The sequence below is a fragment of the Polyangium sp. y55x31 genome (assembly GCF_029946505.1).
Lineage (GTDB): Bacteria > Myxococcota_A > Polyangia > Polyangiales > Polyangiaceae > Polyangium.
On record NZ_JARZHG010000010.1, the window covers coordinates 54,383 to 81,278 of the forward strand.

Annotated in this window: 27 protein-coding genes and 1 pseudogene; 13 read left to right on the forward strand and 15 right to left on the reverse strand. The window is 69.8% G+C overall.

Translation table 11 applies throughout. The features are described from left to right. Window positions 1-50: 50 nt before the first annotated feature. Entirely contained in the window at window positions 51-1,514 is a 1,464-nt protein-coding gene (locus QHF84_RS19400) for an anthranilate synthase component I family protein (RefSeq protein WP_281314819.1), read from the reverse strand. An 82-nt stretch (window positions 1,515-1,596) separates the two neighbouring features. Here QHF84_RS19400 and QHF84_RS19405 point away from each other — a divergent pair, with 82 nt between their 5' ends. After that, window positions 1,597-2,970 (forward strand): hypothetical protein, encoded by a 1,374-nt coding sequence (locus QHF84_RS19405; RefSeq protein ID WP_281314820.1) that lies wholly within the window; start codon window positions 1,597-1,599, stop codon window positions 2,968-2,970. Window positions 2,971-2,978: 8 nt separating this feature from the next. On the opposite strand, the gene QHF84_RS19410 is transcribed toward QHF84_RS19405, so the two are convergent. Continuing rightward, window positions 2,979-3,881 (reverse strand): sugar phosphate nucleotidyltransferase, encoded by a 903-nt coding sequence (locus tag QHF84_RS19410; RefSeq protein WP_281314821.1) that lies wholly within the window; start codon window positions 3,879-3,881, stop codon window positions 2,979-2,981. 115 nt (window positions 3,882-3,996) lie between these two features. Between QHF84_RS19410 and QHF84_RS19415 the strand changes: the two genes are divergently transcribed. Continuing rightward, entirely contained in the window at window positions 3,997-4,491 is a 495-nt protein-coding gene (locus QHF84_RS19415; RefSeq protein WP_281314822.1) for a hypothetical protein, read from the forward strand. Between the two features lies 1 nt (window position 4,492). On the opposite strand, the gene QHF84_RS19420 is transcribed toward QHF84_RS19415, so the two are convergent. The 4 genes from QHF84_RS19420 to QHF84_RS19435 form a co-directional block, all read right to left on the reverse strand. Next, window positions 4,493-5,590, reverse strand: a complete 1,098-nt coding sequence (locus tag QHF84_RS19420) for a hypothetical protein (protein ID WP_281314823.1) — start codon at window positions 5,588-5,590, stop codon at window positions 4,493-4,495. A 58-nt stretch (window positions 5,591-5,648) separates the two neighbouring features. After that, entirely contained in the window at window positions 5,649-6,302 is a 654-nt protein-coding gene (locus tag QHF84_RS19425) for a DUF72 domain-containing protein (RefSeq protein WP_136929637.1), read from the reverse strand. A 468-nt stretch (window positions 6,303-6,770) separates the two neighbouring features. Continuing rightward, window positions 6,771-7,286: a hypothetical protein gene (locus QHF84_RS19430; protein WP_281314824.1), complete on the reverse strand. Its 516-nt coding sequence runs from the start codon at window positions 7,284-7,286 to the stop codon at window positions 6,771-6,773. Beyond that, a complete protein-coding gene (locus QHF84_RS19435; RefSeq protein WP_281314825.1) occupies window positions 7,283-8,608 on the reverse strand; it encodes a ribonuclease H-like domain-containing protein in 1,326 nt (441 codons plus the stop codon). The genes QHF84_RS19430 and QHF84_RS19435 overlap by 4 nt, the downstream gene beginning before the upstream one ends. On the opposite strand from QHF84_RS19435, the gene QHF84_RS19440 reads away from it, so the two are divergent. Both QHF84_RS19440 and QHF84_RS19445 read left to right on the forward strand, forming a co-directional pair. Continuing rightward, window positions 8,607-9,032, forward strand: a complete 426-nt coding sequence (locus tag QHF84_RS19440) for a hypothetical protein (RefSeq protein ID WP_281314826.1) — start codon at window positions 8,607-8,609, stop codon at window positions 9,030-9,032. The two genes, QHF84_RS19435 and QHF84_RS19440, sit on opposite strands and share 2 nt — an antisense overlap. A gap of 42 nt (window positions 9,033-9,074) precedes the next feature. Beyond that, window positions 9,075-9,581, forward strand: a complete 507-nt coding sequence (locus QHF84_RS19445) for a J domain-containing protein (protein WP_281314827.1) — start codon at window positions 9,075-9,077, stop codon at window positions 9,579-9,581. Between the two features lie 348 nt (window positions 9,582-9,929). Here QHF84_RS19445 and coaE read toward each other — a convergent pair whose 3' ends face one another. From coaE to QHF84_RS19475, 6 genes are read right to left on the reverse strand one after another with little or no spacing between them, the layout of a single operon-like run. Further along, window positions 9,930-10,544 (reverse strand): dephospho-CoA kinase, encoded by a 615-nt coding sequence (coaE, locus tag QHF84_RS19450; RefSeq protein WP_281314828.1) that lies wholly within the window; start codon window positions 10,542-10,544, stop codon window positions 9,930-9,932. Window position 10,545: 1 nt separating this feature from the next. Next, window positions 10,546-11,115, reverse strand: a complete 570-nt coding sequence (locus QHF84_RS19455; RefSeq protein ID WP_281314829.1) for an NUDIX hydrolase — start codon at window positions 11,113-11,115, stop codon at window positions 10,546-10,548. Further along, window positions 11,112-11,762, reverse strand: a complete 651-nt coding sequence (locus QHF84_RS19460; RefSeq protein ID WP_281314830.1) for an isochorismatase family protein — start codon at window positions 11,760-11,762, stop codon at window positions 11,112-11,114. The genes QHF84_RS19455 and QHF84_RS19460 overlap by 4 nt, the downstream gene beginning before the upstream one ends. 12 nt (window positions 11,763-11,774) lie before the next feature. Then, the gene (locus QHF84_RS19465) at window positions 11,775-13,160 is read right to left on the reverse strand and encodes a nicotinate phosphoribosyltransferase (protein ID WP_281314831.1); all 1,386 of its coding nucleotides are present in this window, start codon (window positions 13,158-13,160) and stop codon (window positions 11,775-11,777) included. A 32-nt stretch (window positions 13,161-13,192) separates the two neighbouring features. Further along, the gene (locus QHF84_RS19470; protein WP_281314832.1) at window positions 13,193-14,542 is read right to left on the reverse strand and encodes a cation:proton antiporter; all 1,350 of its coding nucleotides are present in this window, start codon (window positions 14,540-14,542) and stop codon (window positions 13,193-13,195) included. Then, window positions 14,524-16,290 carry a glycoside hydrolase family 15 protein gene (locus QHF84_RS19475; RefSeq protein ID WP_281314833.1) on the reverse strand — a complete coding sequence of 589 codons (1,767 nt, stop codon included), beginning with the start codon at window positions 16,288-16,290 and terminating at the stop codon, window positions 14,524-14,526. The genes QHF84_RS19470 and QHF84_RS19475 overlap by 19 nt, the downstream gene beginning before the upstream one ends. Before the next feature lie 211 nt (window positions 16,291-16,501). Here QHF84_RS19475 and QHF84_RS19480 point away from each other — a divergent pair, with 211 nt between their 5' ends. Together QHF84_RS19480 and QHF84_RS19485 are read left to right on the forward strand one after the other, a co-directional pair. Then, window positions 16,502-16,996, forward strand: a complete 495-nt coding sequence (locus QHF84_RS19480) for a MarR family transcriptional regulator (RefSeq protein ID WP_281314834.1) — start codon at window positions 16,502-16,504, stop codon at window positions 16,994-16,996. A gap of 5 nt (window positions 16,997-17,001) precedes the next feature. Then, window positions 17,002-17,388: a hypothetical protein gene (locus QHF84_RS19485; RefSeq protein ID WP_281314835.1), complete on the forward strand. Its 387-nt coding sequence runs from the start codon at window positions 17,002-17,004 to the stop codon at window positions 17,386-17,388. A 4-nt stretch (window positions 17,389-17,392) separates the two neighbouring features. On the opposite strand, the gene QHF84_RS19490 is transcribed toward QHF84_RS19485, so the two are convergent. Then, a complete protein-coding gene (locus tag QHF84_RS19490; RefSeq protein ID WP_281314836.1) occupies window positions 17,393-18,007 on the reverse strand; it encodes an SRPBCC family protein in 615 nt (204 codons plus the stop codon). 219 nt (window positions 18,008-18,226) lie between these two features. Between QHF84_RS19490 and QHF84_RS19495 the strand changes: the two genes are divergently transcribed. From QHF84_RS19495 to QHF84_RS19505, 3 genes and pseudogenes are all read left to right on the forward strand, one after another. After that, window positions 18,227-19,378 carry a hypothetical protein gene (locus QHF84_RS19495; protein WP_281314837.1) on the forward strand — a complete coding sequence of 384 codons (1,152 nt, stop codon included), beginning with the start codon at window positions 18,227-18,229 and terminating at the stop codon, window positions 19,376-19,378. A 111-nt stretch (window positions 19,379-19,489) separates the two neighbouring features. Beyond that, window positions 19,490-20,311, forward strand: coding sequence for a CDP-alcohol phosphatidyltransferase family protein (locus QHF84_RS19500; RefSeq protein WP_281315015.1), 822 nt, complete (start codon window positions 19,490-19,492; stop codon window positions 20,309-20,311). An 8-nt stretch (window positions 20,312-20,319) separates the two neighbouring features. Beyond that, window positions 20,320-21,168: pseudogene (locus QHF84_RS19505) on the forward strand (phosphatase PAP2 family protein); the annotation flags it as partial. Window positions 21,169-21,212: 44 nt separating this feature from the next. Here the strand turns inward: QHF84_RS19505 and QHF84_RS19510 are convergent. Next, a complete protein-coding gene (locus tag QHF84_RS19510) occupies window positions 21,213-21,911 on the reverse strand; it encodes a cob(I)yrinic acid a,c-diamide adenosyltransferase (RefSeq protein ID WP_281314838.1) in 699 nt (232 codons plus the stop codon). A 103-nt stretch (window positions 21,912-22,014) separates the two neighbouring features. On the opposite strand from QHF84_RS19510, the gene QHF84_RS19515 reads away from it, so the two are divergent. Then, window positions 22,015-23,595, forward strand: coding sequence for a hypothetical protein (locus QHF84_RS19515; RefSeq protein ID WP_281314839.1), 1,581 nt, complete (start codon window positions 22,015-22,017; stop codon window positions 23,593-23,595). Between the two features lie 98 nt (window positions 23,596-23,693). Further along, window positions 23,694-24,860, forward strand: a complete 1,167-nt coding sequence (gene moeB / locus QHF84_RS19520) for a molybdopterin-synthase adenylyltransferase MoeB (RefSeq protein WP_281314840.1) — start codon at window positions 23,694-23,696, stop codon at window positions 24,858-24,860. A 6-nt stretch (window positions 24,861-24,866) separates the two neighbouring features. On the opposite strand, the gene QHF84_RS19525 is transcribed toward moeB, so the two are convergent. After that, window positions 24,867-25,190, reverse strand: a complete 324-nt coding sequence (locus tag QHF84_RS19525; RefSeq protein ID WP_281314841.1) for a hypothetical protein — start codon at window positions 25,188-25,190, stop codon at window positions 24,867-24,869. Window positions 25,191-25,273: 83 nt separating this feature from the next. On the opposite strand from QHF84_RS19525, the gene QHF84_RS19530 reads away from it, so the two are divergent. Together QHF84_RS19530 and QHF84_RS19535 are read left to right on the forward strand one after the other, a co-directional pair. Further along, window positions 25,274-25,819, forward strand: coding sequence for a hypothetical protein (locus QHF84_RS19530; RefSeq protein ID WP_281314842.1), 546 nt, complete (start codon window positions 25,274-25,276; stop codon window positions 25,817-25,819). Window positions 25,820-25,854: 35 nt separating this feature from the next. Further along, a complete protein-coding gene (locus tag QHF84_RS19535) occupies window positions 25,855-26,877 on the forward strand; it encodes a tetratricopeptide repeat protein (RefSeq protein WP_281314843.1) in 1,023 nt (340 codons plus the stop codon). The last annotated feature ends 19 nt before the right edge of the window (window positions 26,878-26,896 follow it).

Sequence of the window (26,896 nt, forward strand, 5' to 3'; positions counted from 1 at the left end):
CGCTCGGACCACCAACTTTCTGTCAGCACATAGTCTTACATCTGCGTACATCAGGACGCCACGAAGGCCCGATTTGCCGCTTTTTCGAGTTGCAGGGCCTTCCAGCGGGTCTCTTCGAGCTCGCGGGCGGGGTCGGAGTCGGCGACGATGCCGCCGCCGGTGAAGTATTCGCCCTCACGGCCCTGGAGCACGACGGTGCGGATGGCCATGGCGAGGAGGACGCTGCCGTCGTGGGCGACGAGGCCGAAGCCGCCGGTGTAGAGGCCACGGCGGGCGCTCTCGAGGCGGGCGATGACCTCCATGGCGCGGATTTTCGGCGCGCCGGTGACGCTGCCGCTCGGGACCATAGCGGAGAGCACGTCGTGCCGGGTCGCGCCGGGCCGGGTCCAGGCGCCGAGCAGGGCCTCGCGGTGGTGGATGGTTCTGTGCGTCACCACACCGGGTCCGTGGAGGACCTGGACCGATCCCACGGCCGCGACACGACCGAGATCGTTACGTTCCACATCCACGATCATCGTGAGCTCGGCGTTTTCCTTGGGATCTTGGTCGAGCTCCTCGACGAGCGCGGCGTCCTCGCGGGCGTCTTTTCCGCGCGGTCGCGTGCCCTTGATGGGACACGTGAACAATCGGCCGAAAGGCACCGAGTTCAGGACCGATCGCTGTCGCGAATCCCCCCCCCGATCAGGCCGATTTCGCCCCTCTCTCAGGTTCGACGCGAAGGATCGCACTTCATCGGCTGGAAACTCCATGCCTTCGGGGAAATGCCTCGTTTGGGCTTCGAGGAGGAGCTCCGGTGAGGTGGACACGACGGCCAGATCACGACCGAGATGCAGGCACGCGGCGAACGGGGACGGCGCGGCGGCGCTCAAGCGGCGGTGCAAATCGAGCGGTTCGCCACGCACGAGCGACACGAGGAGCCGTCGCGCCAAGTTGACCTGGTAAAGCTCCCCCCGGTCAATCAGCTCCTTGGCGGCGAGGATCCGCTCGAGGTGAAGCCGCGTCGGCTCCGCATCCGCGACCTCGACGGCGAACGGTCCCCGCCCCGCAGGCGCAGGCGTCGTGAGCAGGCGCCGCGCGAGCGCCTCGACGCGGTCGTGCGTGACGCCCACCGCAAACACGCGCCCCTCGGCATGATCCACCACGACGACCGCCGGGTACCGGAGCCAGAGCGGCCGTTCGAGCATCGCCCGCGGCCGTCGATCCCCCTCCCGCGGGGTCCATCCGGGGCGTTCGAGGTGCCGGTGCCCCTCGTACGGAAGGACGCCGATCCAGCGGGGCACGGAGCGGAACGTGCCTGTCGCGCCGCCGAACGGAAAGTCGGGGTCGTCGGCGAGCGGATCGAGGGCGCTCGACTGGCGGTCGGGATCACACGCGACGTAGGAGAATCGCGCGTAGGGGCCGGGGGTGCGGTCGGCAGCGTGGAGCAGGGCGAGGCGATCCGCGCCGGTAGCGCGGAGGCGATCGGCGAGGGCGACCGGATCGGGCGCGAGGGGGAGCTGTCGACCGACGAGCACGGCGAGGTCCCTGCTAGCACGGGGGGCGCGCGGCGCGGCGGCGAGATGAAAAGCAGCCGGGCTCGGGCTACGCTCGCGCCGCGTGAGCGCTCGAATGGACCAGCGCGCTGGGTGGCTCGTGGTAGCGGCGCTCCTCGGGAGCGGATGCACCGAGGAGCCGATCGAGCGGACGTTGCAGATCGTGACGGGTCACGAGGCGGACACGTTCTCGGCCGCGCCCGCCGTGACGAAGATCCGCATCGAGGCGAAGACCGCGACCGGATCGACGTTCGCCGCGGAGACGACGCCCGGCGGGACGTTCGATCTCGGCGAGGTGCCCGACGACGAGCCGCTCGGGGTCGAGGTGACGGGGACCACGGCCGAAGGGGTGACGGTCGTGCGAGGTCGGTCGCTCACGGGGGTCGTGCCCGGCGCGTTCGTGCGTGACGTGCCGGTGTTCGTGCAACGCGTGGGCAAGTGGGCGCGTCCGCCGGGGGAGCTCGTGCGGGCGCACGTGGACGCGCCGGCCGCGGTGCTCGGCGAGCAGTTCCTGGTGACGACGGGCGGGAGCGCGGCGGCGAGCGCGGAGGGCGCGGACGACGTGCGGCTCGGGGATTCGTACGATCTGCTCGGCTGGGGGCCGGCCGTGATGGACGCGTTTGCGCTCACGGCGCGGACGATCGTGGGACGGCCGAGCGGGATGATGCTCGTCGGAGAGACGAGCGCGAGCGCGGTGGACGGGAGCGGACGGTACGCCGTGGCATGGCCGGAGAGCGCGGGATCGTTCGCCGACGTGGCCGGGGGTCTCGTGGTGGAGTCGCCGTCCGGCACGAGTTACGTGGTGGGGGCGACGCGGGCGGGGACGGCAACGGACGAGGTGCTCGCGGTGAGCTCGGAGGGGGCGCTGTCGGTGCTGCGTCTGTCGGCGGCGCGGAAGGGCGCGGCGGCGGCGTGGGCGCCGGGCGTCGGTCTCGTGGTGGTCGGGGGGAGCGCGAGCGCGACGGGGTTCGAGGTGCTGCCGGAAGGCGGGACGGCGTTCGTGCAAAAGGACATGCCGGCGGACGCGACGGAGGGCGCGGCGGCGGTGGTGGCGGGCGACGGGAAGATGGCGCTCGTCGGCGGGCTCGATGCGGCCGGCGCGCCGGCGAAGGTGCGGAGGTGGAGCCCGAGCTGCACGTCGGGATGCGCGGCGGAGGAGGTCTCGGGCGCGACGCTCCCCGTGGGGCTCACGCGGTCGCAGGCATTTTCGCTCGGCGGATCACGGGTGATCGTGGTCGGGCACGAGGCCTCGACGGAAAAACGCGTGCGGGTGTTCGTGATCGATCTGAGCGTGCCGACCGTGGAAGAGCGGCCGCTCCGGGAGCCACGATCCGGCGCGACGGTGGTGGCCGCGCCGAACGGGACGCTTTCGATCCTGGGCGGGACGCTCGAAGACGGCGCACCCGCGCTGCACGTGGAGACGTTTTTCCCGGATTGATGGCCGCGTCAGACGCGGACGATCGTGCCGCTTCCGAGCACGATCGCGCGCGCGAGCGGCGCCTCGAACGTCGCGCCGGGCCAGGCCACGACGTCGCGCACCTCGCCGCGCCCTCGCACGGTGACGCCGTCGCCGAGGACGCTCGTCGCCACGGAGACCGCGGGCTCGACGTGCACGTCGCGGCCCACGAAGGAGCCATGCGCGGCGATCCAGCGCAGGTTCTCTTCGAGGTAGGTGGTCGCCGTCCCGAGATCGGAAAACCCCCCATCGATCGCGAACGACGCGACGCGCGCGCCTTCTCGCATCGCCGGCAAGTACACGTCGCCCACGAGGCACCCCTCCGCAGGAAGCCGCGCGCGCGCCCGCTCGCCGACGATCTGCACGCCCACGAAATCCGCGCCGCGCACCTCTTCCCCGAAGCGTTCGCCGCGCAGCCGCACGACCGATCCATCCGCGCCGATCCCGGCCGTCCCCTCCCCGACACGCGCCTCCGTCGGATGCCGCCACGCCACGGCGAGCGTCGCCAGCGCGCCCGCCCCCGCGGCCTTCACATGCGCCGCTCCAAGCGCCGCGACATCCACCTCGGCGAGGATGTCCCCGTTCCACACGAGCACGTCCCCCGGCCCGAGCGCAGCCGCAGCGCCAGCCACGCCGCCCGCAGTGCCGAGGATCTTCGGCTCGTGCACGATCGACGCATCGAGCGGCAGCGCGCCGAGGATCCGCGCGTCGAAGCGATCCGCGAGGTGATGCGTGTTCAACACGGCGCGACGCACGCCGCCCCGCGCGAGCCGCTCGGCGATGTGCGCGAGCAGCGGGCGATCGCCGACCCACACGAGGGGCTTCGGGAGCTCGTCGGTGATCGGCCGCAAACGCGTACCGAGGCCGGCGCAAAGGATCATCGCGATCGTCATGGTCGAACGGCTCGATCAGCGCCCCGGACGGGAAACCGTTCCCTCGAGCAGCGCTTCGGCGCGTAGCTTTGCGGAAAGCTCGACGCATGGCCAAGAGCCGTGCTACCGGACCGCCGTGCGCGTGCGCCGAAAACCCCGCCACCTCCTCGCCGCCGTCCTCGGCGTGCTCGCCGGCAGCGTCGCCAGCGCATGCGGCACGGACGCCGTGGGAATCGACGCCTGCCGGGAAATCGAGACGGCGCGGTGCGAGGCGCTGCCAGCATGCGGCGGCACCGAAGCCGAAGCGACGTACTGCATCGACCTCTACCGCGATCAATGCCTGCACGGCATCCAGAGCGGCGTCGAGCCCGGCGCCGACGCGACGGCCCGCTGCGTCGAAGCCGTCCGCGCCGTGGCCGCCTGCGCGCGCGCCGGCGCCGCGAGCATGGCCGACTGCCCCGCCGAGCCGCTCGTCGCCGCCGCAGACCCCGCCGCGATCACCCCGTGCGTGGTGATCACGCGCAGGCCCGAGCAACTCGCCGACTGCGCATTCGTCGCGTCCACCGCAGACGCAGGCGCGACGCCGCCCGCCACCGACGCGAGCGACGGGGGCGACGCCACGACCGAGTGAGTCAGGGATTCGGCGGCGGCGGGCAGCCGAACATCTGGAACGAAGCGATCGGATCGGTCTCGGGCGGGCAACCCATCGTGTCGGGGTTCGGATCCTTCGGCATGCCGAGCAGCGCAGGATCAGCATCGAAGCCAGCCGCGAACGAGACGGCGTTGCAGGGCTTGTTCGGCTCGGGCGGGCCAGTCTGCACGTCGAGGCCGCGGCAGAACGCATCCTGCGTCGCGCCCCAGAAAATGTTGTCGGTGCAAAAAGGCTTCCCCGTATCGTCGCGGAAGCTCTGCACCATGCGGAAGAGCTCGAGCTGCGGAATACGCCCGGCGATGAGCCCATCACGCAGGACCCAGCGCCCGAAGTCATCCTTCAGGATCTTCGCGGTGATCGTGCCGGAAGACAGGTTGATGTGCAGCCGCGTGTTGCCCCCAGCGACCGCGATCCCACCCGTGGGCGCCGAGATGACGAGCGTGCCGTCCGTCACGTACGCATCGTTGTCGAAATACTTCGGCAGCCCATTCTCGAGCGTGCTCGTCGAGATCGGCCAGGCATCGTTGCCATCCCACGCCGGCTGCGCCTGGGTCCCTTCACTCCCGTACCAAGCAACGCGCACCTTGGAGTCGTTGGGCTGGCCGTTGTAGTTGCTGACGTGGAAGACGATGCCCCAGTTGCCGAGCTCAGCGAACAAGCTGTAGCGCTCCGACAAGTCCTGCACCTGCAGCGCAAGCTCGACGAGGTTGAAGAGCGCAGGCATCTGGTTGTCCCGCCCCATGGCCTTGTCACAGCTCAGCTTCTCCGGCTGTCCCGCAGGCGGGATGCACGAGCGCTCCTCCCCCTGGCAGCTACAAAACCGGTCGAGATCGAGCCCAAGATCACCGCCGTCCTTGTCCGTCTTCAGCCGGAGGACACGCAGCGCAACGACGAACTCCTCTTCCGGCTCCGCATCATTCGGCGGCGTCGCCGCCGGAGGTCCCGGCACCGAAGCATGTCCGCAGACCTCCACAGGCCCAGACGGAGGCGTGTACTTCTCGAAGCCTTCGAGGGCACAACTCGACGCCAGCACGACGGTCGGCGCAAACACGAACAAGCAAGCCAGCCAGGCGCGCACGATGACAGCCTAACGCAAGCCCCCGCCCACGAGAAGCGGCCGCCGCAAAGCCCGAACTTTACAGCTTCAAGGCCTTCTTGAAGCGCTTCGCATCCGCAAACATGTCGACGTTCGTGAACACGTACGTCGCATCCTTGTGATGCCTGCCGCCACGAGCAATGTCCGCAAGCTTCTCGATCGCCGGATCCTCGTAACGCGACTTGTGCCCCGCAGGGCCATGCAGGCGGTAATACCCCGTCGGCAACTTCGAGAGGCCCGAGACGAGCGGATCACGCGCCGCAAGCGCCCCGACCTCCTGCGTGAGCTCATCACACTCGTCAGGATCCCAGCCAGGCGCAGGCTCATAGACGACACGGTCGAAGCGCGAGCGCACAGCATGGAGGAACTCGCGCAGCATGCCCTTGTTCGTCTTGCTAGGCGCAAACTCAGGCGGTGCCACGAAGACCGCCGTCTTCGCCTCGAGCTCCTCCGCAACACCCTCGAGTCCCTTCAGCGCCGTCTCGATGACCTTGCCATCCCGGAACCCCTCCTGCCCCACCTCACGCGGCCCAAGCAGCGCAAACCGAAACCCCTCCGGTGCCTCACGCCGCCACCGCCGGATGGTGCCAGGGCCAGGCATGGACATGTGGGTCTCCTGGACCTCCACGAACATGAATTCGCGGAAGTACCGCGTCGCTGGGACGGGAAAGCCGGCGCAGCCGACGGTAATCATCGCCCCCCACGGTAGCGTACGCGTCGCTGTTTGTCATTGCTGGAGAAAGGCCCCGCTCAGAGGAGGGGGCACACGGGTCCGGAGCAGTAGGCAAACCCCCCAGCAGCGTAGCGCCGGGGTTTCACCCCGGACCCCAGCGGGGGCTGTCCGCCCCCTGCACCCCGGACCAGGCACGGCCTGGACCGAGGGCTGAGAAATCGCGCGATGCGCGATTTCTCAGACGGGCCGGTGGCAAGACCACGAAGCCTCGCCAAATGAAACCGCGGCCTGCGCCGCTGTCGTCTCGACACGTCGGCGCTGCCGTATCGACAGGCAAGGTCGTTGCCGGTCTTGCCAACGGGCCCGTTGGATGAACTGCGCGATGCGCAGTTCATCCACCCCCGGTCCAGGCCGTGCCTGGTCCGGGTCCAGGGGTGGACAACCCCTGGTCGGGTCCGGGGTGAAACCCCGGCGCGACGCCGCCGTGCCTCACTCCAGCGCTCGACGCACGAGCAGCGCGCCGAGGCGCTTGCCTGCGCGGCGGAGGGCCTCCTCGCGGGTTGCGTGGAACCTCGTGGGATCGTCTTCCCGCGCGGCGAACTCGCGGACGGTGAGGTCGGGGCCGGGTCGCTCGGGAGGTGCGTCCTTTGTGCGGCGTATGAAGGCGCGGCCGCGGAGGGTGAGTGTCACGGAGCGCGCGAGGGGTGGGCCGTCTCGGGTTGCGAGACCTGGTGCGGCGCCGCCTTCCTCGATGCGCATGAGCTCGATGACGAGGGCTGGGCATCGGGCGTCGGTGCGTGGATCGCAGGAGGCGAGGAGGCCTGTGGCGGCGAGTTCGGCGCGTGCGCCGGCGACGACGCCCTCCTCGGCGACGGCGGATGTGACCACGCCGGGTGCGGGTACGACGGCGAGGGGCTCTGCGGACTCTGCTTCGGCGCCTACGACTCGGTAGCCACAGCCTGATGCCCCGAGAAGTGCTGCCAGTGCCGCCACGAGTTTCTTCATGGCTGCTTCTCGATCTTGCGCTTGAGCCGCGTACGCCGCTTCTCGGCGGCTGCTTCTGCCTCGCCTGTCCCGCGTTCGACGAGGGCGAGTGCTGCGGTGAATGATTTTACGTGGTGCTCGTAGAGTTTTGCGAGCTCGAGACGTACGGAAGGGTCGTCGACTTCTTCGGCGAGCACTTCGTAGTCGAGCAGCGCGCGCGCCTTGTCTCCGCGTGCTTTCGCGATGTCGCCGCGGGTCCGCCTCGCGAGTGCGCCTCCGCCTCGCTCGACGGCTGCTTCTGCTGTTTCGGCTGCGCGATCGAGCTCGCCTGCGCGACGTAGCGTCTTTGCTACGCCGGCGAGATCTGCGCCTGGCAGCCCTCCGTGCATCGGCTCGCCATAGAGGCCTACGAGGGCCACCATCGACAGCACGTCGTGCTCGTTGTGCGTGACCACGCCGGAGAGCGCGCCTTCGTCGGATGTGCGCAGATAGTGCATGTAACATGCGACCACGTCGGCGCCTCCGACGTCGCCTACGCGCTCGCGCCCTAGCACTTCGCTCTCGATGGCGGCGAGCGTGCGGCTCTTGAGGCGATGGCCGTGGATGCGGCGCGCGACGTGCACGAGGTCGAGGTGGGGCAGCTCCCGCGGCGGCGGCATGCGGTTCATCACGCAGCGCGCGCGGAGCAGCGGCATGTCGAACGCTTTGCCGTTGTACGTGACGATCATCGTGGCTTCGTCGAGCCTGCGCGCGAGGAGCTCCAGCATCGGGCCTTCCTCGCCGAGGCGCCGGAGCAGCGCTTGCTCCAGGATGAACGCGCCCTGGGCCTCGTCGTAAAACGACATTCCGAGGAGAAACGCGACGGTACCGGTACCGCCCTGCAGGCCTGTGGTCTCGGTGTCGATGAAGAGCGCGCGCCGCGCGTCGCAGGTTGCGAGTGCGGGATCGAGGGCGAGGAGCGAGAGCAACCCGGGCTCGGCGTCACGTGCGGCCACGAGTGGCGCTCGGCCGACACGCGCGGCGGGGGGCGTGCGGTCACGACGCACGTAGAGCGGGCCGCGTGTGGTGTGCTCGACGAAAAAGGGAAGCTCGGTGCGCGTGGGATCGGGGCGCGGCGCGGTGGGCGCGGCCTTGCCGATGATGCGGGCGATCCGGTCGCGGAGCTCGTCGAGCGACGGTTTTGACTTCAGCGCGGCCGCGGCGTTCTCGGGGACGGGAACGGGCTCCGGGGCGGGAGTGGGAGTGGGAGCGGCGGCGGGCGCGGGTGCGGGAACGGCCGCGGCCGCAGGTGCGGCGCCGGGCATCGGCGGCAAGCGGGCGAGCTTGGATGCAAACGAGGCCATGCGCTCCCGGGCCCAGGCTGCCACGACGAACACTGAACATCAAGACAGGCACCACAAGGGCGGGGTCTCGTTCCACAAGGGCGGGGTCGCGTTCCACAAGGGCGGGGTCGCGTTCCGCAAGGGCGGGGTCTCGTTCCACAAGGGCGGGGTCTCGTTCCACAAGGGCGGGGTCGCGTCCCGCAAGGGCGGGGTCCCGTTCCACAAGGGCGGGGTCTCGTTCCGCAAGGGCGGGGTCTCGTTCCGCAAGGGCGGAGTCTCGTTCCGCAAGGGCGGGGTCTCGTTCCACAAGGGCGGGGTCTCGTCCCGCAAGGGCGGGGTCGCGTTCCGCAAGGGCGGGGTCCCGTTCCACAAGGGCGGGGTCTCGTTCCGCAAGTGCGGGGCGGCTTTCCGCAAGGGCGGGCCCCTTCCTGCAGGGCACGCGTGACGAGCCCCCACTTCGCAGCCATCCTTCGCGCCGAAGTCCCTCATGTCCGGCGTCGTCTCCATCACCACCACCAAACGCCGCCGTTACCTCTGGTGCGCATGGTGGACGGGCGAGCCCACGCGCACGCCCTTCCGCAAGCCCGACGCCTTCTCCGGCGGCGCCAAGTCCCTCGAAGAAGCACGCAAGCAAGCCGAGCGCGCCGCAAGCCAGCCCCTCCGCGAAATCGAAGCCGTCTGGGCCCGCGCCTGGATCCGCGTACAAGCAGGCCAGCCCCCCTGGGTCGAAAAAAAAGAACGCACCCGCCAAGAAGAACCCCCGCCCCAAGATTCACGACAGAAACGTCGCAGATTCATCCCCTCCATCGCCGAACCCAACGTCTGCCCCTTCGAAGTCCTCGGCCTGCCAAAAACCGCCTCCCCCGACGACATCCGCCGCGCCTTCCGTCGCCTCGCTCTCGAAACACACCCCGATCAAGGCGGCAACGCAGCCGCCTTCATCCGCGTCACCTGGGCCCGCGACGAAGCCACACTCCGCGCGAAACGCGCGTAGAAGCGTCTCGCCGGGGCGTCGCCCCGGACCCCACCAGGGGCTGTCCGCCCCTGGACCCGGACCAGCGCAAGCGCTGGACCCGGGGTCGATGAACTGCGCAATGCGCAGTTCATCGAACGCGCCAGGTCAAGACCAGCGACGTCCCCGCCAAGCAAGACAGCCGCGCCGACGGTTCATGTTGAAACCGACCTCCAACGTCTTGCCACCGGCCTGCTGGAAAAACTGCGCACCGCGCAGTTTTTCCACCTGAGGTCCAGGGCTTGCCCTGGTTCGGGTCGAGGGGCGAACAGCCCCCGCGGGGCCCGGGGCAGCGCCCCGGCGAAGCGGCCCCCGGAGACGAGGGCGCGCCTAGCTCTCCGCCGCCTTCGCGCGGATCGCCGCGAGCACCTCGTCGGCGCGACGGATCGTCTCCTCCATCGTGCCGCTCGTGTCGATCACGTGGTCGGCCACCTTCACCTTCTCTGCGACGGGCATCTGGGCGCGGATTCGCGCGAGTGCGGATTTCTCGTCGATCCCGTCGCGTGCCATCGTCCGCGCGACTTGCACGGCTTCGGGCGCGGTCACCACGACGAGTGGGCGAAATGCGTCCTGCATGCCGTTCTCCACGAGCAGCGTTGCCTCGTAACAGGCGAGTGGCTCGCCGCGTTGCGCGAGCTCCTGCGCGAGCATCATCGTCCGTGCGCCGATGCGCGGGTGCAGGATTCGGTTCAGCGCGCGACGCTTCTCCTCGTCGCCGAATACGATCGTGCCGAGCTTGGCTCGGTCGAGCGTGCCGTCGCCTCGGAGCACGCCCTCGCCGAACAGTTTTACGATCTCCATGAGACCGCTCGTCCCCGGCGCGACGGCCTGACGCGCTACCACGTCTGCGTCGATCACCTGCACGCCTTGCTCGCGGAAGCGTGCTGCGACTGTGCTCTTGCCGCACGCGATTCCACCCGTCAGGCCGAAAAAAACGAATGCCATTTCATCCTCGCGAGAGTGCCGCCTGGATCGCTTCTCGCGCCTCTTCTCCCGGCATGGGTCGACCAAAGAGCAGCGGCCCCAGCATGTCCGAGCTTGCCTCGAGCCGTGCGATGGCTCGCGCGAGCATCTCGTCGTGATCGAATGCGAGGGGGCCTGCCTCCTCGCCGTCGGCCGTGAGCATCACGCGACCACGCTCGTCCAGGCGGATCGAGAAGAACTTCGCTGCGCGCGCGTCGTCGCCTCCCTTTGCTTCGGCGCGCCGGTCGGCAGGGAGGATTGCGACGTGTGCGATGCTCACGACCCACCCGCGCGGATCACGACCTGGGCGCGAGAATGCGCCGAGCTCGACCATCGGCAGATCTTGAATGCCCGTCTCCTCCACGAGCTCGCGCGCTGCGCTCTCGCGCACCGTCTCCGAGGGCTCGCAGAACCCGCCGGGGATGGCCCATCGACCTGCGAACGGCTCCTTGCCGCGCTGGATGAGCAGCACCGAGATGCGACCTGCGTCGTCGAGGGAGAACGTCACGACGTCCGCGGTCAAGCTCGGCTTCGGATACTCCTTGTCGCTCACGTGCACACCTCCCCCGACTTCGCGAATTTCACGCCCGCGCTTTTCATCTCTTCGAATGCACGCGCGACGCCCGCCTCCGTGATGCCTGCGATCGCATCCGTGACGAGCGTCGTCGTGTACCCGCGCTGCGCGAGACCGAGTGCGGCGGCGCGCACGCAGTAATCCGTGGCCACGCCGAACACGACGAACGAGAGCGGCTCGCCGAACTGAGCGGCGAGCGCCTTCACGAACGGATCGGCGAGCGGATTCACGAAGAGGCTGTAGACCTCCTTCTCGAAGTACACGCCCTGCGTCTCGCCGCGGATGACCTCGTCGACGATGGGCGCGAGCGGCGCGGATGCGACGTTCGGCACGAACCGGAAGCGCGGAGGCAGCGTGCCGACGACCTTCAACCAACCCGGCGTGCCCTTCACGCAATGGTCCGGGAAATTGGGCCTCTCCCCGTTCGGACCCGCGCGGCCGGCGGAGGCGAACTCCCACGCGTCCCAGGCGTGCGAGTCGACCGAGCCGAGGATCGGGATGCGATGCGCGACCGCGTATGCGACGAGCCGCCGTATCACATCGGTCGGCGCTCCCTTCACGTACAGCGAGCCGCTCGGCACGCAGAAATCGTTCTGCACATCCACGTCGACGAAGATCGTTCGCATGATCCTTCCTCCCTACGTCGCCGCGCCGACGACCCGCGCGCGTACGTCCTCCACGAGCTCGAGCAGCCGCGTGGAAGGCACGGCGCGGAACGGCTCGTCCGTGCGCTCCGTGGGCGGCGGCGCCTCGTCGAGCACGTGGAGCGCCTCCGGCAAACGCGCTAGCTCCCGCGCGACTCGCGCTCGCACTGCATCGAGCCCCTCGGCAGGCTCGGTGCGCGCTCCGTTCTTCATGCGCGGCACGAGCAGCACCTCGGGCTCTCCTTCACCGAGCCCGCGTGGATCCTCGTCGGCCAGCGCGATCACGTCGCGCGCGAGCATGCCCGCGCCGTCGACGAAGCGGTAGACCTGGTGCGGCCCGGGGAACGTGGCCTTGCCCTCGGAGAACTTGCAGATCGGGACGACCTTCCCGTCCTGCTCGATCTCCACGAGCTTGTAGACGCCGCCGAGCGCGGGCGAGTCGATGCTCGCCACGAGATCCGTTCCCACGCCGTACAGATCGATCGGCGCGCCTGCGCGGCGTAGCGCTTCGATTTTGTATTCGTTGAGATCCCCCGACGCGACGATCTTCGCCGACGTGCACCCGGCCGCGTCGAGGATCGGACGCACCGCGCGCGAGAGCGCGAGCAGATCTCCCGAGTCGAGCCGCACGCCCTTGAGCTTGTCCTTGGCGATGCGCGCCGCGCGCTCCGCGCCGCGGAGCGTGTCGTACGTGTCGATGAGCAGGATCGACGCGTTCGGGAACGTGGCGACGTAGTTCTCGAACGCCTCCTCCTCCGTGGCGTGCGCCATGGTCCAGATGTGCGCGGCCGTGCCCATCACGGGGATGCCGAAGCGCTTGCCCGCCTCCACGTTCGACGTGCCCACGAACCCCGCCGCATACGAGGCACGCGCCGCGTCCACGGCCGCCTCCGGGTGCGTGCGCCGCGTGCCGAACTCGATCACGCCCGCGTTGCCCGCCGCGCGCACCACGCGTGCCGCCTTCGACGCGATCATCGTCGCGTGGTTCACCGCCGAGAGCAGGAACGTCTCGACGATCTGCGCCTCGATGATCGGCGCCGAGATCCGGATCAGCGGCTCGTTCGCGAACACCACCGTGCCTTCGCGCACGGCCGCGACGTCGCCCCGGAACCGGAAGCGCCGCAGGTACTCGACGAACGGCTCCGTCATCGCGTCGCGCAGCGCCGGGAGATCCCGCAGGTAGCGGATCTCGTCCTCGGTGAAGGAGAGGTTCTCGAGGTAGCCGACGAGCCGCTCGATCCCCATCGCGAGGAGGTACCGACGCCTGCGCGGCAAGCGGCGCACGAACATCTCGCACGTCGCGCGCCTGTCTTGCATGCCGCGGTGGAAGTACCCAGCGGCCATCGTGAGCTGGTAGAGGTCGGTGCGCAGTGCGTCCACGAGATCGGTGTTACGAGCACCGCCTCGCAAGGTCAATGCGCGTCGGGGATCGGTGTCTTCGGCGCCTTGGCCGCACGTCTGGAGAGGCTCCACTTGAGCGCGGGCGGCGTGACCATCGTGGTGACGATGACCATCGCCACGACGGCCGAGAACACGGCGCCATCGACCACGGGCTTGCCGCCCACGGTGAGCGACTGGCCGATGCTCGCGAAGATGAGCCCGACCTCGCCGCGTGGGACCATGCCGATCCCGATGGTCAATCGATCGACCCCCTTGCCCACCCCGAGCGAGCACACCTGCTTGCCGAGGATCGCCGCGACCGTGAGCGCCGCCGCGAGCAGCGGCACGCCCGGCTGCGCGAAGGCGCCGAGGTCCGTGCGCATGCCCATGAGCACGAAGAAGATCGGCACGAGGAACGAGGAGATCGGCTGGATGAGGTGCTCGAGGGTCGACTCTCCGCGCGTGGTAAAATCGCGGAAGTGCATGTCCTCGAGCACGAGGCCCGCGGCGAACGCGCCCACGATCGGGGCGAGGCCGATGAGGCCCGCGATCCACGCAAAGAGGAAGCAGAACGCGAGCCCGAGCGCGAGCAAGACGCCGCGGGCGCGCAGGCGCGAGGCGATCGGGAAGAGGCGCCGGGAGACCTTGGCGCCGACCACGAGCGAGCCGACGAGGAACACGAGCGCCTTGCCGAAGACGATCCCGATCTCGCCGTAGCTCATCGATCCGCCGCGATCGGCCGCGCCGATGATGCCCGTGACGACCGCGAGGATCACGAGCCCGAGCACGTCGTCGATGACGGCCGCGCCGAGGATGATGCGCGCCTCCGGGCTCTGCGACTCCTTCAAGTCCTGGAGCACGCGCGCGGTGATGCCGACGCTCGTCGCGGTGAGCGTGGCGCCGAGGAAGGCGTGCACGTACGGGCTCGCGCCGGGCAGGATCCACGCGCCGAAGAGCCAGCCGAGCGCGAACGGCGCCACGACGCCGAGCATGGCCACGACGAAGCTCGTGAGGCCGACCTTGAGCATCTGCGCGACCGTCGATTCGAGCCCGACCTCGAAGAGGAGCACGAGCACGCCGAGCCGCGAGAGCATGTCGATGTTCGGGTCCGTCTTGATCGGCTCGAACCCCGAGAACCCGAGCGCGCCGAGGTTGCCGAGCAAGACACCGAAGACGAGCTCGCCGAGCACGGCCGGCTGGCCGATACGGACCGCGAGATCCCCGCCGAGCTTGGCCGCGGCGAGGATCACCGCGAGGTAGAGCACGACGGCGCCGATCGGATCGGCATGCGCGCTCCCCTCCGAGCCGAAGGCGATCGAAGGCAGGAGCGCGCCGAACAGGAGGATGAGGAGGGGGAGTCTTCTTAAAGGATGTCGGTCCACGGTGGGGAGGACGCGAACGCCGCGTGGATAAGGCCCACGTGGGAGTAGGCCTGGGGGAAATTACCCCACATCCGCAGGTTGCGGGTCTCGTAATCCTCCGAGAGCAAGCCGACCGGCGAGAGCGCGGATCGCGCGCGGTCGAGCACCTCGCGCGCCTCGGCCTTGCGGCCCACGGCCGCGAGCGCCTCGCAGAGCCAGAACGTGCAGATGATGAACGCGACGCTCGTCTCGCCGAACTCGTCGCCGCGATACCGCATGAGCCAGCCGCCCTGCGAGAGACGCTCGCGGATCGCGTCGATCGTGCCGTGCAGGCGTGGATCGTTCGGCGGCAAGAAGCGCAAGGGCGCCATCTGGAGGAGCGCCGCGTCGAGCTCCTCGCCGCCGTAGCTCGACACGAACGAGTTCAGATCCGGGCGCCACGCCTTCTCCACGATCTCGGCGCGGATGCGCTCGGCCGCGGCGCGGTAGTGGTTCGCCCGCGCGGGCCGGTGGCGCTCGGCGACGCGCGCCATGCGATCGGCTGCGCAAAAACACATGAGGCTCGAGAACGTCTGCGGGCGCGCGTCCGAGCGGAACTCCCAGATCCCCGCGTCCGGCGTGCCGGCCACCTCGATCGCCTTCTGCGCGAGCCGCTCCAGGAGATCGAGCCCGTGCGTCGATCGTTCGGCCACGAAACGATCGTCGAGGAAGACGGGCGCGAGCGCGAGGACCATCTCCCCGAACACGTCGTGCTGGAGCTGCGTCGCCGCCGCGTTGCCGACGCGCACCGGACCGTGCCCCTCGTAGCCGGGCCACGCGTCGAGGATCGACTCTTCGAGATCGGGCGTGCCGTCGACGCGATACAGCGGGCCGAGCGAGAGTGAAGGCGCGGCGGAGGCGGCGATGTTGAAGAGGTACTGGATGAACTGCTCGCGCTCCTCGAAGTGCCCGAGGAGCCGGAACGCCGCGAGCGCGTAGTACGCGTCGCGCAGCCAGCAGTAACGGTAGTCCCAGTTGCGCCCGCTCCCCGGCGCCTCGGGGATGCTCGTCGTCATGGCCGCGACGATCGCGCCCGTGTCCTCGAAACAGTGCAGCTTGAGCGCGAGGGCCGAGCGGATGACCTCCTGCTGGAAGAGCGGCGGGATGTCGCAGTGCATCACCCAGCGCTCCCAGTAGCGCCGCGTCTGCCCGAAGAAGTTCTCGCAGACCGTGGGCAACGACTCTTCGAGCGGCGGCCCCCACGCGAGCACGAGGTGCTTCTTGCCCGTGAGCGCGAACGGGACGTCGGTCACGTACGAGAGCGGGATGTCCGTCGTGAGGCGGAGCGGGGCGGCGAAGCCCTCGTACCTTATGTGGTTCGAACCGACGAGCCGGCCGGGGGTGCCCTTGCTCCAGCCGAGCCGCGGCTCGCAGCGCACGCGCACGCGCGGCATGCCCTCGAGCGGCTCGAGGATCCGCACGATCATCGTCGGCCGGAAGAACCGATCGTTCTGAAAGTATCGCGGGGCGAAGTCGAGCACCCGGAAGACGCCGGAGGACGACCGGAAGGTCGTCTCCAGAATGTTGGTGTTCGGAAGGTATCGCTGCACCCCCGGCTCACCACCCGCCGGGCCCACGGTGAAGACCCCCCCGCCCTGCTCGTCGAGCAGCGAGGAGAAGACCGGCTCGGCGTCGAAGCGCGGCAGGCAACACCACACGATCGACCCCGTGCGGTCTATCAGCGCGGAATATTGGCAATTTCCGATGACGGCAAGATCCTCGAGTCGCACGGGGCAAGGATGGCTCGCCTGTCGTTGCCCCTCAAAAGGAAAACCGTCGGAGCAAAAAACGATCGTCCCCAGGGAACCTCGACGCGTTTCGTTCCGACGGGTCGTCTGACGCCGCCGCGCGATCTCGGCGCGGTGCACCCTCGACGATCTCGATCGACAGGGCGAGGTGGGCTAGCGTGGCTCGCTCGGCGGAAAGGGAATCGGCTCGGTCATGAGCGCTGCACCCAGCGAAAAGAGCGAAAAGAAGAAGCAGAAGGCGGACAAGGCCGAGAAGCTCGGCGAGGTCCTGGATTTCATGCGCCTCCTCTGGGCCGTGGATCACGCCCTGCAGTCGATGTCGAAGCGCATGGAGGCGTCGCTCGGCGTCACGGGCCCGCAACGCCTCGTGATCCGGATCGTGGGGCGCTTCCCGGGGATCTCGGCGGGCGAGCTCGCGAGCGTGCTGCACATCCATCCGAGCACGCTCACGGGGATCTTGAAGCGCCTCGAAGCGCGCAGCATCATCGGTCGCAAGCCCGATCCGGACGACGCGCGGCGCGCGCTCTTCGAGTTGACGGCGCGCGGGCGGGAGCTCGACGGGCTGAAGATCGGCACCGTCGAGGCCACCGTGCGGCGCTCGCTTTCGAAGCTCCCGCCGCGGAAAGTCTCGTCGGCCCGCGACGTGCTCGGCTCGCTCGCGGTCGCCCTCCTCAACGAGAAAGAGTAGGCCCCATGCGAGAGCTCCGCGTCGCGATCGTCCTCTCCGTGCTCCTCGCCGCGTGCGGCGGGGACGACGTCGACCTCACGCCCTTGCCCGACGACGGGAGGTTCCGCCCGCCGGCGAGCGGCGAACGCACGACCGAGGCCGATGCGTGTAACACGCTCGTCGACACCCACGGCGATCGGATGCTCTCCCTCGGATGCGCGGGCACGTCGCGCACGTGCCCGGGCTTCTTGCGCGCGGAGTTCGGCGCCGAGTGCCTGCAGTACGACAAGGGCAGCGTCGACGGTTGTCTCGAGTTCTACGCGTCGCAAACGACCTGCCAGGACCTCGTCGCGGCGCTCGAGGGCTGCGTGATCACGGCCTACGAGGGCACGACGCCGGCCGGCTGCCCCTGACGCGTCACCGTTTCCCTTCCACGAACGATCGCATCGCGCGCACGCCCTTGCTCGCGCCCTGGAGGTTCTCCGTGTTGAGCAAGCTCGCGGGCAGCGGCACGCGCGGCAAGAGGAAGACCTCGAGCTCGAGCTCGGTGCGCGCTTCGTCGATCGCGCGCAGGCGCCACACCGCGTGGAAGTCCTTCACGTTGCCCTCCAGCATCGAGACGTCGTAGGTCTCGACGCCCCCCGCCGCGGCCACGGATTTGCGAACGGCCATCCGCGCCCAGAAGCGCACCGCGCCGTGCAGCGCCGTGACCTCCATGTAGATCTCGCGATCGCCGCTCTTCGTACGGCCGAGGATCTTCGAGCTGCTGTAATGCGGCATGAACCGCGCGTACTCGCCGAACGCGAGCACCCGCGCGCGCACGGCGTCGATCGGCGCCGCGACGATCACCTTCGCGCGCCCTCGCACGAGATCGGATCCCGGAATCGGGACCGCCACCGCCGTCGGGTTCGCCGCCGCGGACGCCGCTCCCCGCGCAGGCTCCGCGCGCGCCTCCCCACCCCCGAGGACCCCCACGAGCCCAAGCGCCCCGAGCCACCGGAAGCGCCCCCCGCCGCGCACTCGATGCTGCATGCGATCGATTGTGGCCCAACAAACACATCCGCGCACATCCGTGGTGTGTGAACGGACGGATCCGTTGCCAGCATGCGGCGTGGCCTCGAATCCGTAACACCGCATACTTGAACGAACCATGGCCGGAGGTCCGAGCGAGGGGTGCGGGGGTTGAAACGCGCACGCGCCTCGCGGCGCCCCGGACGGCCGGCGCTGGATCAGGGGGGAAAAATGGTCCGGATGTCCTTGATGTTTGTGTTGGGGCTCGGAGCGGCGCTCGGGGCCCTTGGTTGCGGGAGCGACGAGGCGCCGGAGCCGTCGGGGGCGAGGCCGCCCGAGCCGCCGGCGACGACCGACGCAGGTCCGGGCGGCGAAAAAGCGGCGTGCGCGCCGCTCGGCGAGACGGTGGTGGTGAGCCAGGAGGACGGCACGACGCCGTCGATCCTGTGGGCAAACGGGAGCTACCTCGTCGCGTGGCAGACGCGCACGGGCGGGACGGAGGAAGTGCGGGTCGTGCGGATCGGCACGGACGGCAGTGTGTCGCCCGCGCACGTCGTGGCGACGCTCGCAGGCTCGCACGCGCTCCCCTCGCTGCAGGCGACGAGCAGCGGGCCGATGGTGACGTGGGAGGATACGGGTCCGTCCGGGCTCGTGATCCAGGCGCACGCGCTCGGCCCGGACGGTACGCCGACCGGGCAGCCCATCCAGCTCGGCACGAGCGACGCGACGGAAGCGCGTCCCGCGACGGCGCCGATGTCCGGCGGGCTCGCGGTGGCGTGGATGGAGACGCCGGGCGCGCGGCTCGGGCTCGTGAGCGGCGGGGGCATGAGCTCGACGACGGCGCTGCCCGGCGCGCGTTTCCCGGCGCTCGCGAGCCGAGGTAACGAGCTCGCCGTGGCGTGGAGTACGGGCGCCGATCTCTCGGTCGCACGGACGACGGGGATGCCCGGCGGATCGGTGACGGGGACGGTGGTGCGGACGGGCGCCGGCGAGGCGCGGCTGCCGAGCGTGGCGATCGACGCGAGCGGGGCTTCCCTCGTCGCGTGGGAAGACACGCGCGAAGGCGACGAGCGGCTCTACCTCGCGCGTGTCTCCGCGAGCGGCGCGAAGCAAGGCGAGGTGCGCGTCGAGGACGCGGAGGGCAGCGCGAACTGGCCCATCGTGACCGTCATGGGCGAGCGCACGGCCGTCACCTACTACCAGTTCCAGGGCGGCCCGCCCTCGATCTTCCTCTCGGTCTTCGGCCCGAACCTCGCGCGTGACGGCGCCACGCTTCGTGTCTCGGGCAAAAACGCGCGGTACCCGGCGGTCGCGTTCACGGGCAGCGAGCTCGGCGTGACGTGGGCCGAAAAAGACGCCGGCATCCGGATGCGCCGCGTCGCCTGCGACTGAGCGGCCCGGCGAGGTGCGCGAGCGAACGAGCGAGCAAACCATGCAGCGCGCCCGCCGGAAAACCGCGCAGCGGGGGCGGGCGCGCCTCGTGCACCAGCGGCCGTCGTGACCATGGTCATCACGCTCGTGGCGCTTCTTCTGTGCACGATGGTGGTCGCTGCTTACGCGACCCGTGTGGCCCGCTCTGGACGGGCGTCACACCCGCGGCTCGGGCCCTCGCCCGGCAGCGCGCTCCTGCCCGGCTGGCTCGTCGAGGCCTTTTACTGGGCGATGCACGCGCCGGGACGAGCGCTCATCGCGCTGCACGTCTCGCCGGACGCCTGCACGTACGCCTCGCTTCTGTTCTGCTGCGCCAGCCTGCCGCTCGCGGCGACGGGCCGCTTCGCCGAGGCCGCGGCCGTGATCATCGTGGGCTCGGTGCTCGACGCCCTGGACGGCATGGTGGCGCGCGCGCGTGGCGTCGCGTCGCCGTCGGGCGCGGTGCTCGACTCGTTCGTCGATCGCATCGCGGACGCGGCGCCCTTCATCGGGCTCGCGATCTACTACCGGCACAACGTCGTCTCGCTCGTGATCCCGCTCGCGGCGCTGGTCGCCTCGTCGCTCGTGAGTTACGCGCGGGCGAAGGCCGATCAGCACAAGCTCGTGCTCCCGAACGGCCTCATGCGCAGGCACGAGCGCGTCGTGTACCTCTCGGCGTCGCTGCTCCTCGGGCCGCTCGTTCCGCACACGAACCTGCTCGGCGGCATGCCTCGGCCGCTCACGCTCCTCGGCGTGGGCCTCGTGGCGATCGTGGGCACGGTCGCGTCGATCATGCTCGTCGCGCGGACACGCGCGGCGCTGCGGGATCCGCAGGTCGCGGCATCGAAACCCGCGCGCAAGTCGTTCACGCGGAAAAGGGAACGCGCGCGTGGGCCGCTCCCCGCCGAACACTGAGGTGAGCCATGGTGGCGCGAGCGCGCGCCCTCTGGGGGCGCTGGTTCTTCCTGCCGGCGCTCCCGTGGATCGGATACGCGGCGCTCGTCGCGGCCGTCGATAGGCCGCGCTGGGACCTCCTCTTCGTCGCGGCCCTCGCCACGACCGTGGCGTACGGCGGCGCGCGCGCGCGGCGCTTCTACGTCGGCGCGATCCCGGCCCTCACGCTCTTCGTTCTGTACGACGCGCTCCGGTACCTGTGGCCCTTCAGCGTCTCAGCCTCGCGTGTCCTCGGCTGCGAGCTGCGCGACGTGGAGCTCGCGTTCTTCGGCGTGAGCGTGCACGGCGCGATCGTCACGCCGAACGAGTGGCTCGCGGGCCTCGCGCATCCCGCGCTCGATCTGCTCTGCGCCGTGCCTTACGGCTCGTACCTCGGCATCATGGCGGCGCAGTACACGTACCTCTGCGTGAAGAAGCCCGACGAGGCGCGCACGTTCACGAGGCTCGCGCTCGGCACGCACGTCCTCGGCTTCGCGACGTACCTGCTCTTGCCCGCGGCGCCGCCCTGGTACGTCGCGACGCACGGATGCGCGATCGATCTCGCCGCGCGCGGCTCACCGGCCGCGCTCACGCGTGTCGACGAATGGCTCGGGCTCGGCTACTTCGCGTCGCTCTACGGGCACGGCGCCGTGGTCTTCGGCGCGCTCCCCTCGCTCCACGTCACGTATCCGCTTTATGCACTGATCGCGACGTACCGCACCGCGAGCGCGCCCTCGCGCGCCTTGCAGATCGCCTACGCGCTCGTGATGCCGTTCGCCGCGATCTACCTCGGCCACCACTACGTGATCGACGTGGCGCTCGGGCTCGCCTACGTGGGGATCGTCTACGGACTCTTCTTCGTGGCGGGCGAGCTCTCGTCTCGTCAGCGGGCCTTCGACTGGCCCGTCGCCGACTTGTCCGGCTCCCAGAGCACCTCGCCCGTGCCGAGGTGGAGCGCGACGAAGCGGCTCCACACGAAAAGCGCGTCGCTCAGGCGGTTCAGGTAGGTCACGGCGAGCGGATCGACCTCCGTTTGTCGGGCGAGCGACACACAGAGCCGCTCGGCACGCCGGCACACCGTCCGGCAAACGTGGAGGTCGGTGTTCGCGCGTGAGCCGCCCGGCAGCACGAACGACCGCAGCACGGGCAGCTCCTCCTGGCAGCGATCCATCTCCTCTTCGAGCCGCTCGACGTCGGCGGCCGTGACCCGGGGCTGGCGCGGGTGCACGTCCTCGGGCAGCGTCGCGAGCAGCGAGCCCAGGTTGAAGAGCTCGTGCTGGACCCGGCAGAGCGAATCGGCGAGAGCCCCGAGCGGCGCCGCGCTCTCGGGGCGCGTCGTCGCGACGGCGAGCCCCTCCAGGATCGACTGCCGGGCCGCGCCGACGAACGCGTTCAGCTCGTCGACCGTCCCGTAGGCCTCGATCCGCGCGTCGTCCTTGGGGACCCGCTGGCCGCCGACGAGGCCCGTGTCGCCGGAGTCGCCTTTTTTCGTGTAGACCCGGTTGATGGTGACCCGCGGCTTGTTGAACGTGCGGGCGCCTTCGGTCGGGCCCTGCTCCCCCTGCTTCGACTCGTCCGCCATGGTCCGGCCGTCCTAGGACGCCGGGGGGGCTCGGTCAAGCCGAGAGGTCTGGGCGCTCGCGCGAGTTGACGATCGAGGTTGTGGGATGGGAGAGTCCCGCGCCATGCGAACGAGCCTCCGTCACCTCCCGAGCACCTCGCAGCGCGCCGCGACGATCCTCGCGCGCTTCGCGGCCGCGGCCTGCCTCGCCGCGACCTTCGTCGCGTGCGGCCCGCCGCCGGCGCCCGCGAAGCCGCCGGAGAGCGCGGAAGAGCAGGCCGAGAAATCGAAGATCGAAAACGCCAAGAAGCTCATGGAGAAGGCCGACGAGGCCTACAACGCCAAGGACTTCGACGAGGCGCGCAAGCTCCTCGGTCAGGCGAAGGATCTCAACGTCGAGTCGCTGAGCTACCAGATCAACGAGCAGCTCGAGAAGGTCGACAAGCGCCACGCCAAGCTCTGGGCGAACGAGGTCGAGCCGTCGCTGAAGGACGGCGACTGCAAGGGTGCGTTCAGCGAGCTCGCGGGCCCGATGCGGGATCTCGAGAGCGAGGTCTTCGTCCGTGAGCTGCGTCGTCTGATCGGCGCGCAGGCCCTCGCGTGCGTGCAGGGGCGGATCGACGAGGCCACGACGGGGGGCAAGTACGCCGCGGCGCGCGCGCTCGTCGGCGCGGAGGACACGAAGACGGTGCTCGGCGGCGCCGCGCAGAAGAAGCTCGTGAGCGAGGTCGACACCACGATCTTCGAGGCGAAGAAGGCCGAGCTCGAAGAGCCGCTCAAGGGCAAGCGCTGGTCGGACGCGCTCGCGAAGATCGACGAGGCCCAGAAGAACGGCGACATCGGCGACGAAGGCGCCAAGGGCCTGCTCGGCGTGGTGCGCGCGGCGATCACGCCCGAGATCGCGGGCATGGCGGCGCGGGCCGTGGGGCAAGGCCGCGAGGCGCCGAAGGCGCTCGAAGACGTCGACAAGCTCATCAAGCTCGCGCGCTGGGAGATCGTCGGCCCGGACATGGCGCCCGTCGCCAAGGACAAGGCGGCGCCCGAGGTCGTGGCGAAGAAGCGCCAGGCCCTCGCGGTCTGGGTCGAGGCGCAACGCGTCAAGATGAAGCCCGGCAAGAAGGCCGAGAAGCGCTGGGCACATGGCAAGGTCGCGGTCCTGCCCGCGGCGAAGAGCGACGCCCCCTCGAAGCGCGACCTCGCGGCCGCGACCGAGGTGTGGATCCTCGGACAAACCAAGGACCTCGCGCTCATCACGGACGTCGATCCGGCGGGCGCCTCGCTCGACGTGCAGCTCGAGCGCGCCGTCGGCTGGGCGCCGATCGCGCGGCTCGCCCCGAAGAACACGACCGACTGGATCCCGCCGGACGATCAGCTCGCCGGCACGCGCGTCTGGGCGCCGCTCCGCCAGGGCGAAGCGAACCTCGAGCTCGGCATCGTCTCGGCCGTGAAGGGACAGGACGTCACGGTCAAGCGCCTCGCGGACGACAAGGAGATCCAGGTCAAGCGCGGCACGCTGCGCCTCGGCCGCCTCCTGCCGGGCGCGAAGCTCGTCGCGTTCTGCCAGGCGAAGACGCAGATCGTCACGCTCGAAGAGGTCCTGCCCGACCAGCGCACGGTGAAGCTCGTGTGCGAGGGCGGCCTCCGCAAGGACGAGGTCCTGCCCGGCCTGCGTGCGCGCCCCGAGGACCTGCCCGCGCCCAAGTGAGCAAAGACCCGCCACGTGCGCGGGGCGGCCGTCCGGGCCACCCTTGACGGCATTCCGCGTCCGAACGACGAACACGTCTCCGCCCACCGAGGAGCCGCATGCCGACGACCTACACCGATCTGATCGCCGAGATCCGCAAGAACATCTCGACCGTGTCTCTGGAGGAGATCAAGCGCCGCCTCGAAGCCAACGAGCCGATGGTGCTCGTCGACGTGCGCGAGAAAGAGGAAAACCGCGCGGGCTACATCCCGGGCGCGATCAGCGTCCCGCGAGGCTTTCTCGAGATGCAGATCGAGCAGAAGGTCCCCGACAAGAACGCGCCCGTGGTCCTCTACTGCGCGGGCGGCACGCGCTCGGCCCTCGCCGCGAAGACGCTGATCGATCTCGGCTACACGCGCGTCGAGAGCGCGAACCCCGGCTTCGTGCGCTGGAAGGATCTCGGGTATCCGATGGAGACCCCGCCCCAGCTCTCGGACGCGCAGCGCGATCGCTACTCGCGCCACCTGCTCCTCCCCGAGGTCGGTGAAGCGGGGCAAGCCAAGCTGCTCGCCTCGAAGATCCTGCTGCTCGGCGCGGGTGGCCTCGGCAGCCCCGCCGCGCTCTACCTCGCCGCGGCCGGCGTCGGCACGATCGGCCTCGTCGACGCGGACGTCGTCGACGCCTCGAACCTCCAGCGCCAGATCATGCACGCCACCTCGCGCGTCGGCATGCCCAAGGTCGACAGCGGCGAGCAGACGATCCGCGATCTCAACCCCGACGTGAAGGTCGTGAAGTTCGAGGAGCGGCTCACGAGCCACAACGTCGAGCGCATCTTCCGCGACTTCGACATCATCGTGGACGGCTGCGACAACTTCCCCACGCGTTACCTCGTGAACGACGCCTCCGTGTGGATGAAGAAGCCGGTCGTGCACGGCTCGATCTTCCGCTTCGAGGGTCAGGTCACGACCTTCCACCCCGCGGCCGGCGGCCCTTGTTATCGTTGCCTCTACCCCGAGCCGCCGCCGCCGCACCTCGCGCCGAGCTGCCAGGAGGCCGGCGTCCTCGGCATCCTCCCGGGCGTCGTCGGCACGATCCAGGCGACCGAGGCGATCAAGCTCGTGCTCGGCCAGGGCAACCCCCTCGTCGGCCGCCTGCTCACCTACGACTCGCTGCGCATGAAGTTCGGCGAGCTCAAGCTGCGCAAGGACAAGACCTGCCCCGTCTGCGGCCCCGCCCCGACGATCACGACCTACATCGACTACGAATTCTTCTGCAACATCGGCTGATCGCGATCACGCGTACGAGGCGACGACGTCCTTCGACGGGCGCTCGATCGCCTCGATGCGGCTCGTGACGAGCTGCCGGCTCGCGTCGGCGGACGTCGCGAACCAGATCGCGTCTCCCACGCCGGGTTTGTCGATGCGCGGGATCACCGCGCCGTTCGGGAACAGCCGCACGCCCCCTTCGAGCTTGAGCGAGACCGCGATGTGCGCGGGGACGAACTTCCCCGTCCGCCTGTCCCGCACCGCGACGCAGACCCCGTCGCGCATGTGGTACTCCGTGTTTCGCGTGACGTAGACGCAGTGCCTTCGACGCTCGACGCCAGGGGTTCCCATCTCGGTTTCGCTCCTCGCACGCGACCCTCGCCGATCACGCGCGCGAGGGCCAAGTTCGTGCGGCCCTGCGCACGAAACCGCCAATGCACGGAACGCCCCACGCGCGCAAGTTCCCACGCGATCGTGGCCGGTTTTTCGATCTCGGCGCGCGTGATCTCTACGATCCGCCCTCGATGGCAAAGAGCCCTCCTCCCCCGCGTCCCGGCCTCGTCAAGGCAGGCCCGGGGCCTCTCGTCCGGCGCAGACAGCTCGAGCTCGTCGCCGCGGAAGACGGCCTCGTCCGTGCCATGGTCGAAGGCGCGGACATCGTGAGCGAGGGCATGCCCCGCGCCGAAGGAGACGGCGTCGTCTACTACGGCTCGACGAGCGTGCTTTTGCTCCCGCGCAGTCGTGGTGGCACGCTGCCCGATCCCGACCTCGCATCCATGGCCGCGCTCCTCGCGTGTGATCCGCACCTCAAGCTCCGCGCGCTCCGCATCGCGCGAAGGGAGGCGTGTACACGCGTGCAGGGGGAGCTCGGCCCCGTGCGCGCCGAGATCGAAGTGCGCACATCGTCCGCGGGTGTCGCCGTGGTGGTCGACGTCGTCGCCGTCGTACATGCCTCCGCCGCGAGCGGCGCGTCGCGCTAAGCTCGCTCTTCGCTCCTCGCGACCTCTCTAGCGTTATGAACAACAAAGAACGCCGCGACCCCGAGCAGAACAAGGTCATCCACGTGATCTTCGGGCCGGGCGGTGGACGTGTCGCCGAGCCTCCGAAGCGCCTGCCCGATCCTCACGAGGCGCGTTTGCCCGCGGAGCTGCCCGTACCGCAGACGCGCGAGCCCGTGAGCGACATGTTCACCGGCGCCGAGGTTTGTCGCCTCCTCGGCATCTCCGCCGGCCGCCTGCGATCCCTCGATCGTGCGGGTATCGTCTCGCCGAGCGGCCGTCGCAAGGGCCGCCGCGCGTACACGTTCTCGGACGTGATCGCGCTCCGCGCCGCGCGAGATCTCCTCGCGCGCAAGGTGCGCCTCCGCGACGTCGCGCGCGCGGTCGAGAACATCCGCGGCGCGCTGCCCAAGGTCACGCGTCCGCTCGCCGAGCTGCGCATCGTCTCCGATGGACAACGCGTCGTCGTGAAGAGCACGGCGGGCACGTTCGAGCCGCTCACCGGGCAGATGGTGCTCGACTTCGACGTGAAGTCGCTGCGTGACGACGTCGTGCGTGTCCTCCGCCCGATGGTCGGTCGTGATCGCGCGAAGACCGCGTACGACATCTACGTGCGCGCCAGCCAGCTCGACGAGAACCCGCAGACGATGGCCGAGGCCGAGGAGCTCTACCGTCGCGCGCTCGAGATCGATCCGTGGCTCGCGATCGCGTACACGAACCTCGGCAACATCTGCTTCCGTCGCGGCGACGAAGTGCAGGCCGAGTCGCTCTACAGGCGCGCGCTCGAGATCGATCGCAAGCAACCCGAGGCGCAGTACAACCTCGGCTACGTCATGCTCGAACGCGGGCACGCCGCCCAGGCCGTCGAGTTTTTCCGCGGCGCGATCGACAGCGATCCGCGCTTCGCCGACGCGTACTTCAACCTCGCGATGGCGTACGAGCAGGTCGGCGAGAGCGCGAAGGCGCGGCCGTGCTGGCGCAAGTACCTCGAGATCGAACCCACGGGCACGTGGGCCGAAATCGCCCGCCGCCATCTTTAGTGCCAAGGGGGACGCGTCG

Excerpts from the sequence above, each read along its gene's own strand:
- QHF84_RS19500 (WP_281315015.1), top strand. The coding sequence starts at position 19,490 with ATGGTCATCACGCTCGTGGCGCTTCTTCTGTGCACGATGGTGGTCGCT.
- QHF84_RS19460 (WP_281314830.1), bottom strand. The coding sequence starts at position 11,762 with ATGCGAACGATCTTCGTCGACGTGGATGTGCAGAACGATTTCTGCGTG.
- QHF84_RS19510 (WP_281314838.1), bottom strand. The coding sequence starts at position 21,911 with ATGGCGGACGAGTCGAAGCAGGGGGAGCAGGGCCCGACCGAAGGCGCC.
- QHF84_RS19435 (WP_281314825.1), bottom strand. The coding sequence starts at position 8,608 with ATGGCCTCGTTTGCATCCAAGCTCGCCCGCTTGCCGCCGATGCCCGGC.
- moeB (WP_281314840.1), top strand. The coding sequence starts at position 23,694 with ATGCCGACGACCTACACCGATCTGATCGCCGAGATCCGCAAGAACATC.
- QHF84_RS19490 (WP_281314836.1), bottom strand. The coding sequence starts at position 18,007 with ATGCAGCATCGAGTGCGCGGCGGGGGGCGCTTCCGGTGGCTCGGGGCG.
- QHF84_RS19530 (WP_281314842.1), top strand. The coding sequence starts at position 25,274 with ATGCACGGAACGCCCCACGCGCGCAAGTTCCCACGCGATCGTGGCCGG.
- QHF84_RS19525 (WP_281314841.1), bottom strand. The coding sequence starts at position 25,190 with ATGGGAACCCCTGGCGTCGAGCGTCGAAGGCACTGCGTCTACGTCACG.
- QHF84_RS19485 (WP_281314835.1), top strand. The coding sequence starts at position 17,002 with ATGCGAGAGCTCCGCGTCGCGATCGTCCTCTCCGTGCTCCTCGCCGCG.
- QHF84_RS19410 (WP_281314821.1), bottom strand. The coding sequence starts at position 3,881 with ATGACGATCGCGATGATCCTTTGCGCCGGCCTCGGTACGCGTTTGCGG.
- QHF84_RS19515 (WP_281314839.1), top strand. The coding sequence starts at position 22,015 with ATGCGAACGAGCCTCCGTCACCTCCCGAGCACCTCGCAGCGCGCCGCG.
- QHF84_RS19480 (WP_281314834.1), top strand. The coding sequence starts at position 16,502 with ATGAGCGCTGCACCCAGCGAAAAGAGCGAAAAGAAGAAGCAGAAGGCG.
- QHF84_RS19425 (WP_136929637.1), bottom strand. The coding sequence starts at position 6,302 with ATGATTACCGTCGGCTGCGCCGGCTTTCCCGTCCCAGCGACGCGGTAC.
- QHF84_RS19495 (WP_281314837.1), top strand. The coding sequence starts at position 18,227 with ATGTCCTTGATGTTTGTGTTGGGGCTCGGAGCGGCGCTCGGGGCCCTT.
- QHF84_RS19445 (WP_281314827.1), top strand. The coding sequence starts at position 9,075 with ATGTCCGGCGTCGTCTCCATCACCACCACCAAACGCCGCCGTTACCTC.
- QHF84_RS19535 (WP_281314843.1), top strand. The coding sequence starts at position 25,855 with ATGAACAACAAAGAACGCCGCGACCCCGAGCAGAACAAGGTCATCCAC.
- QHF84_RS19430 (WP_281314824.1), bottom strand. The coding sequence starts at position 7,286 with ATGAAGAAACTCGTGGCGGCACTGGCAGCACTTCTCGGGGCATCAGGC.
- coaE (WP_281314828.1), bottom strand. The coding sequence starts at position 10,544 with ATGGCATTCGTTTTTTTCGGCCTGACGGGTGGAATCGCGTGCGGCAAG.
- QHF84_RS19440 (WP_281314826.1), top strand. The coding sequence starts at position 8,607 with ATGCGCTCCCGGGCCCAGGCTGCCACGACGAACACTGAACATCAAGAC.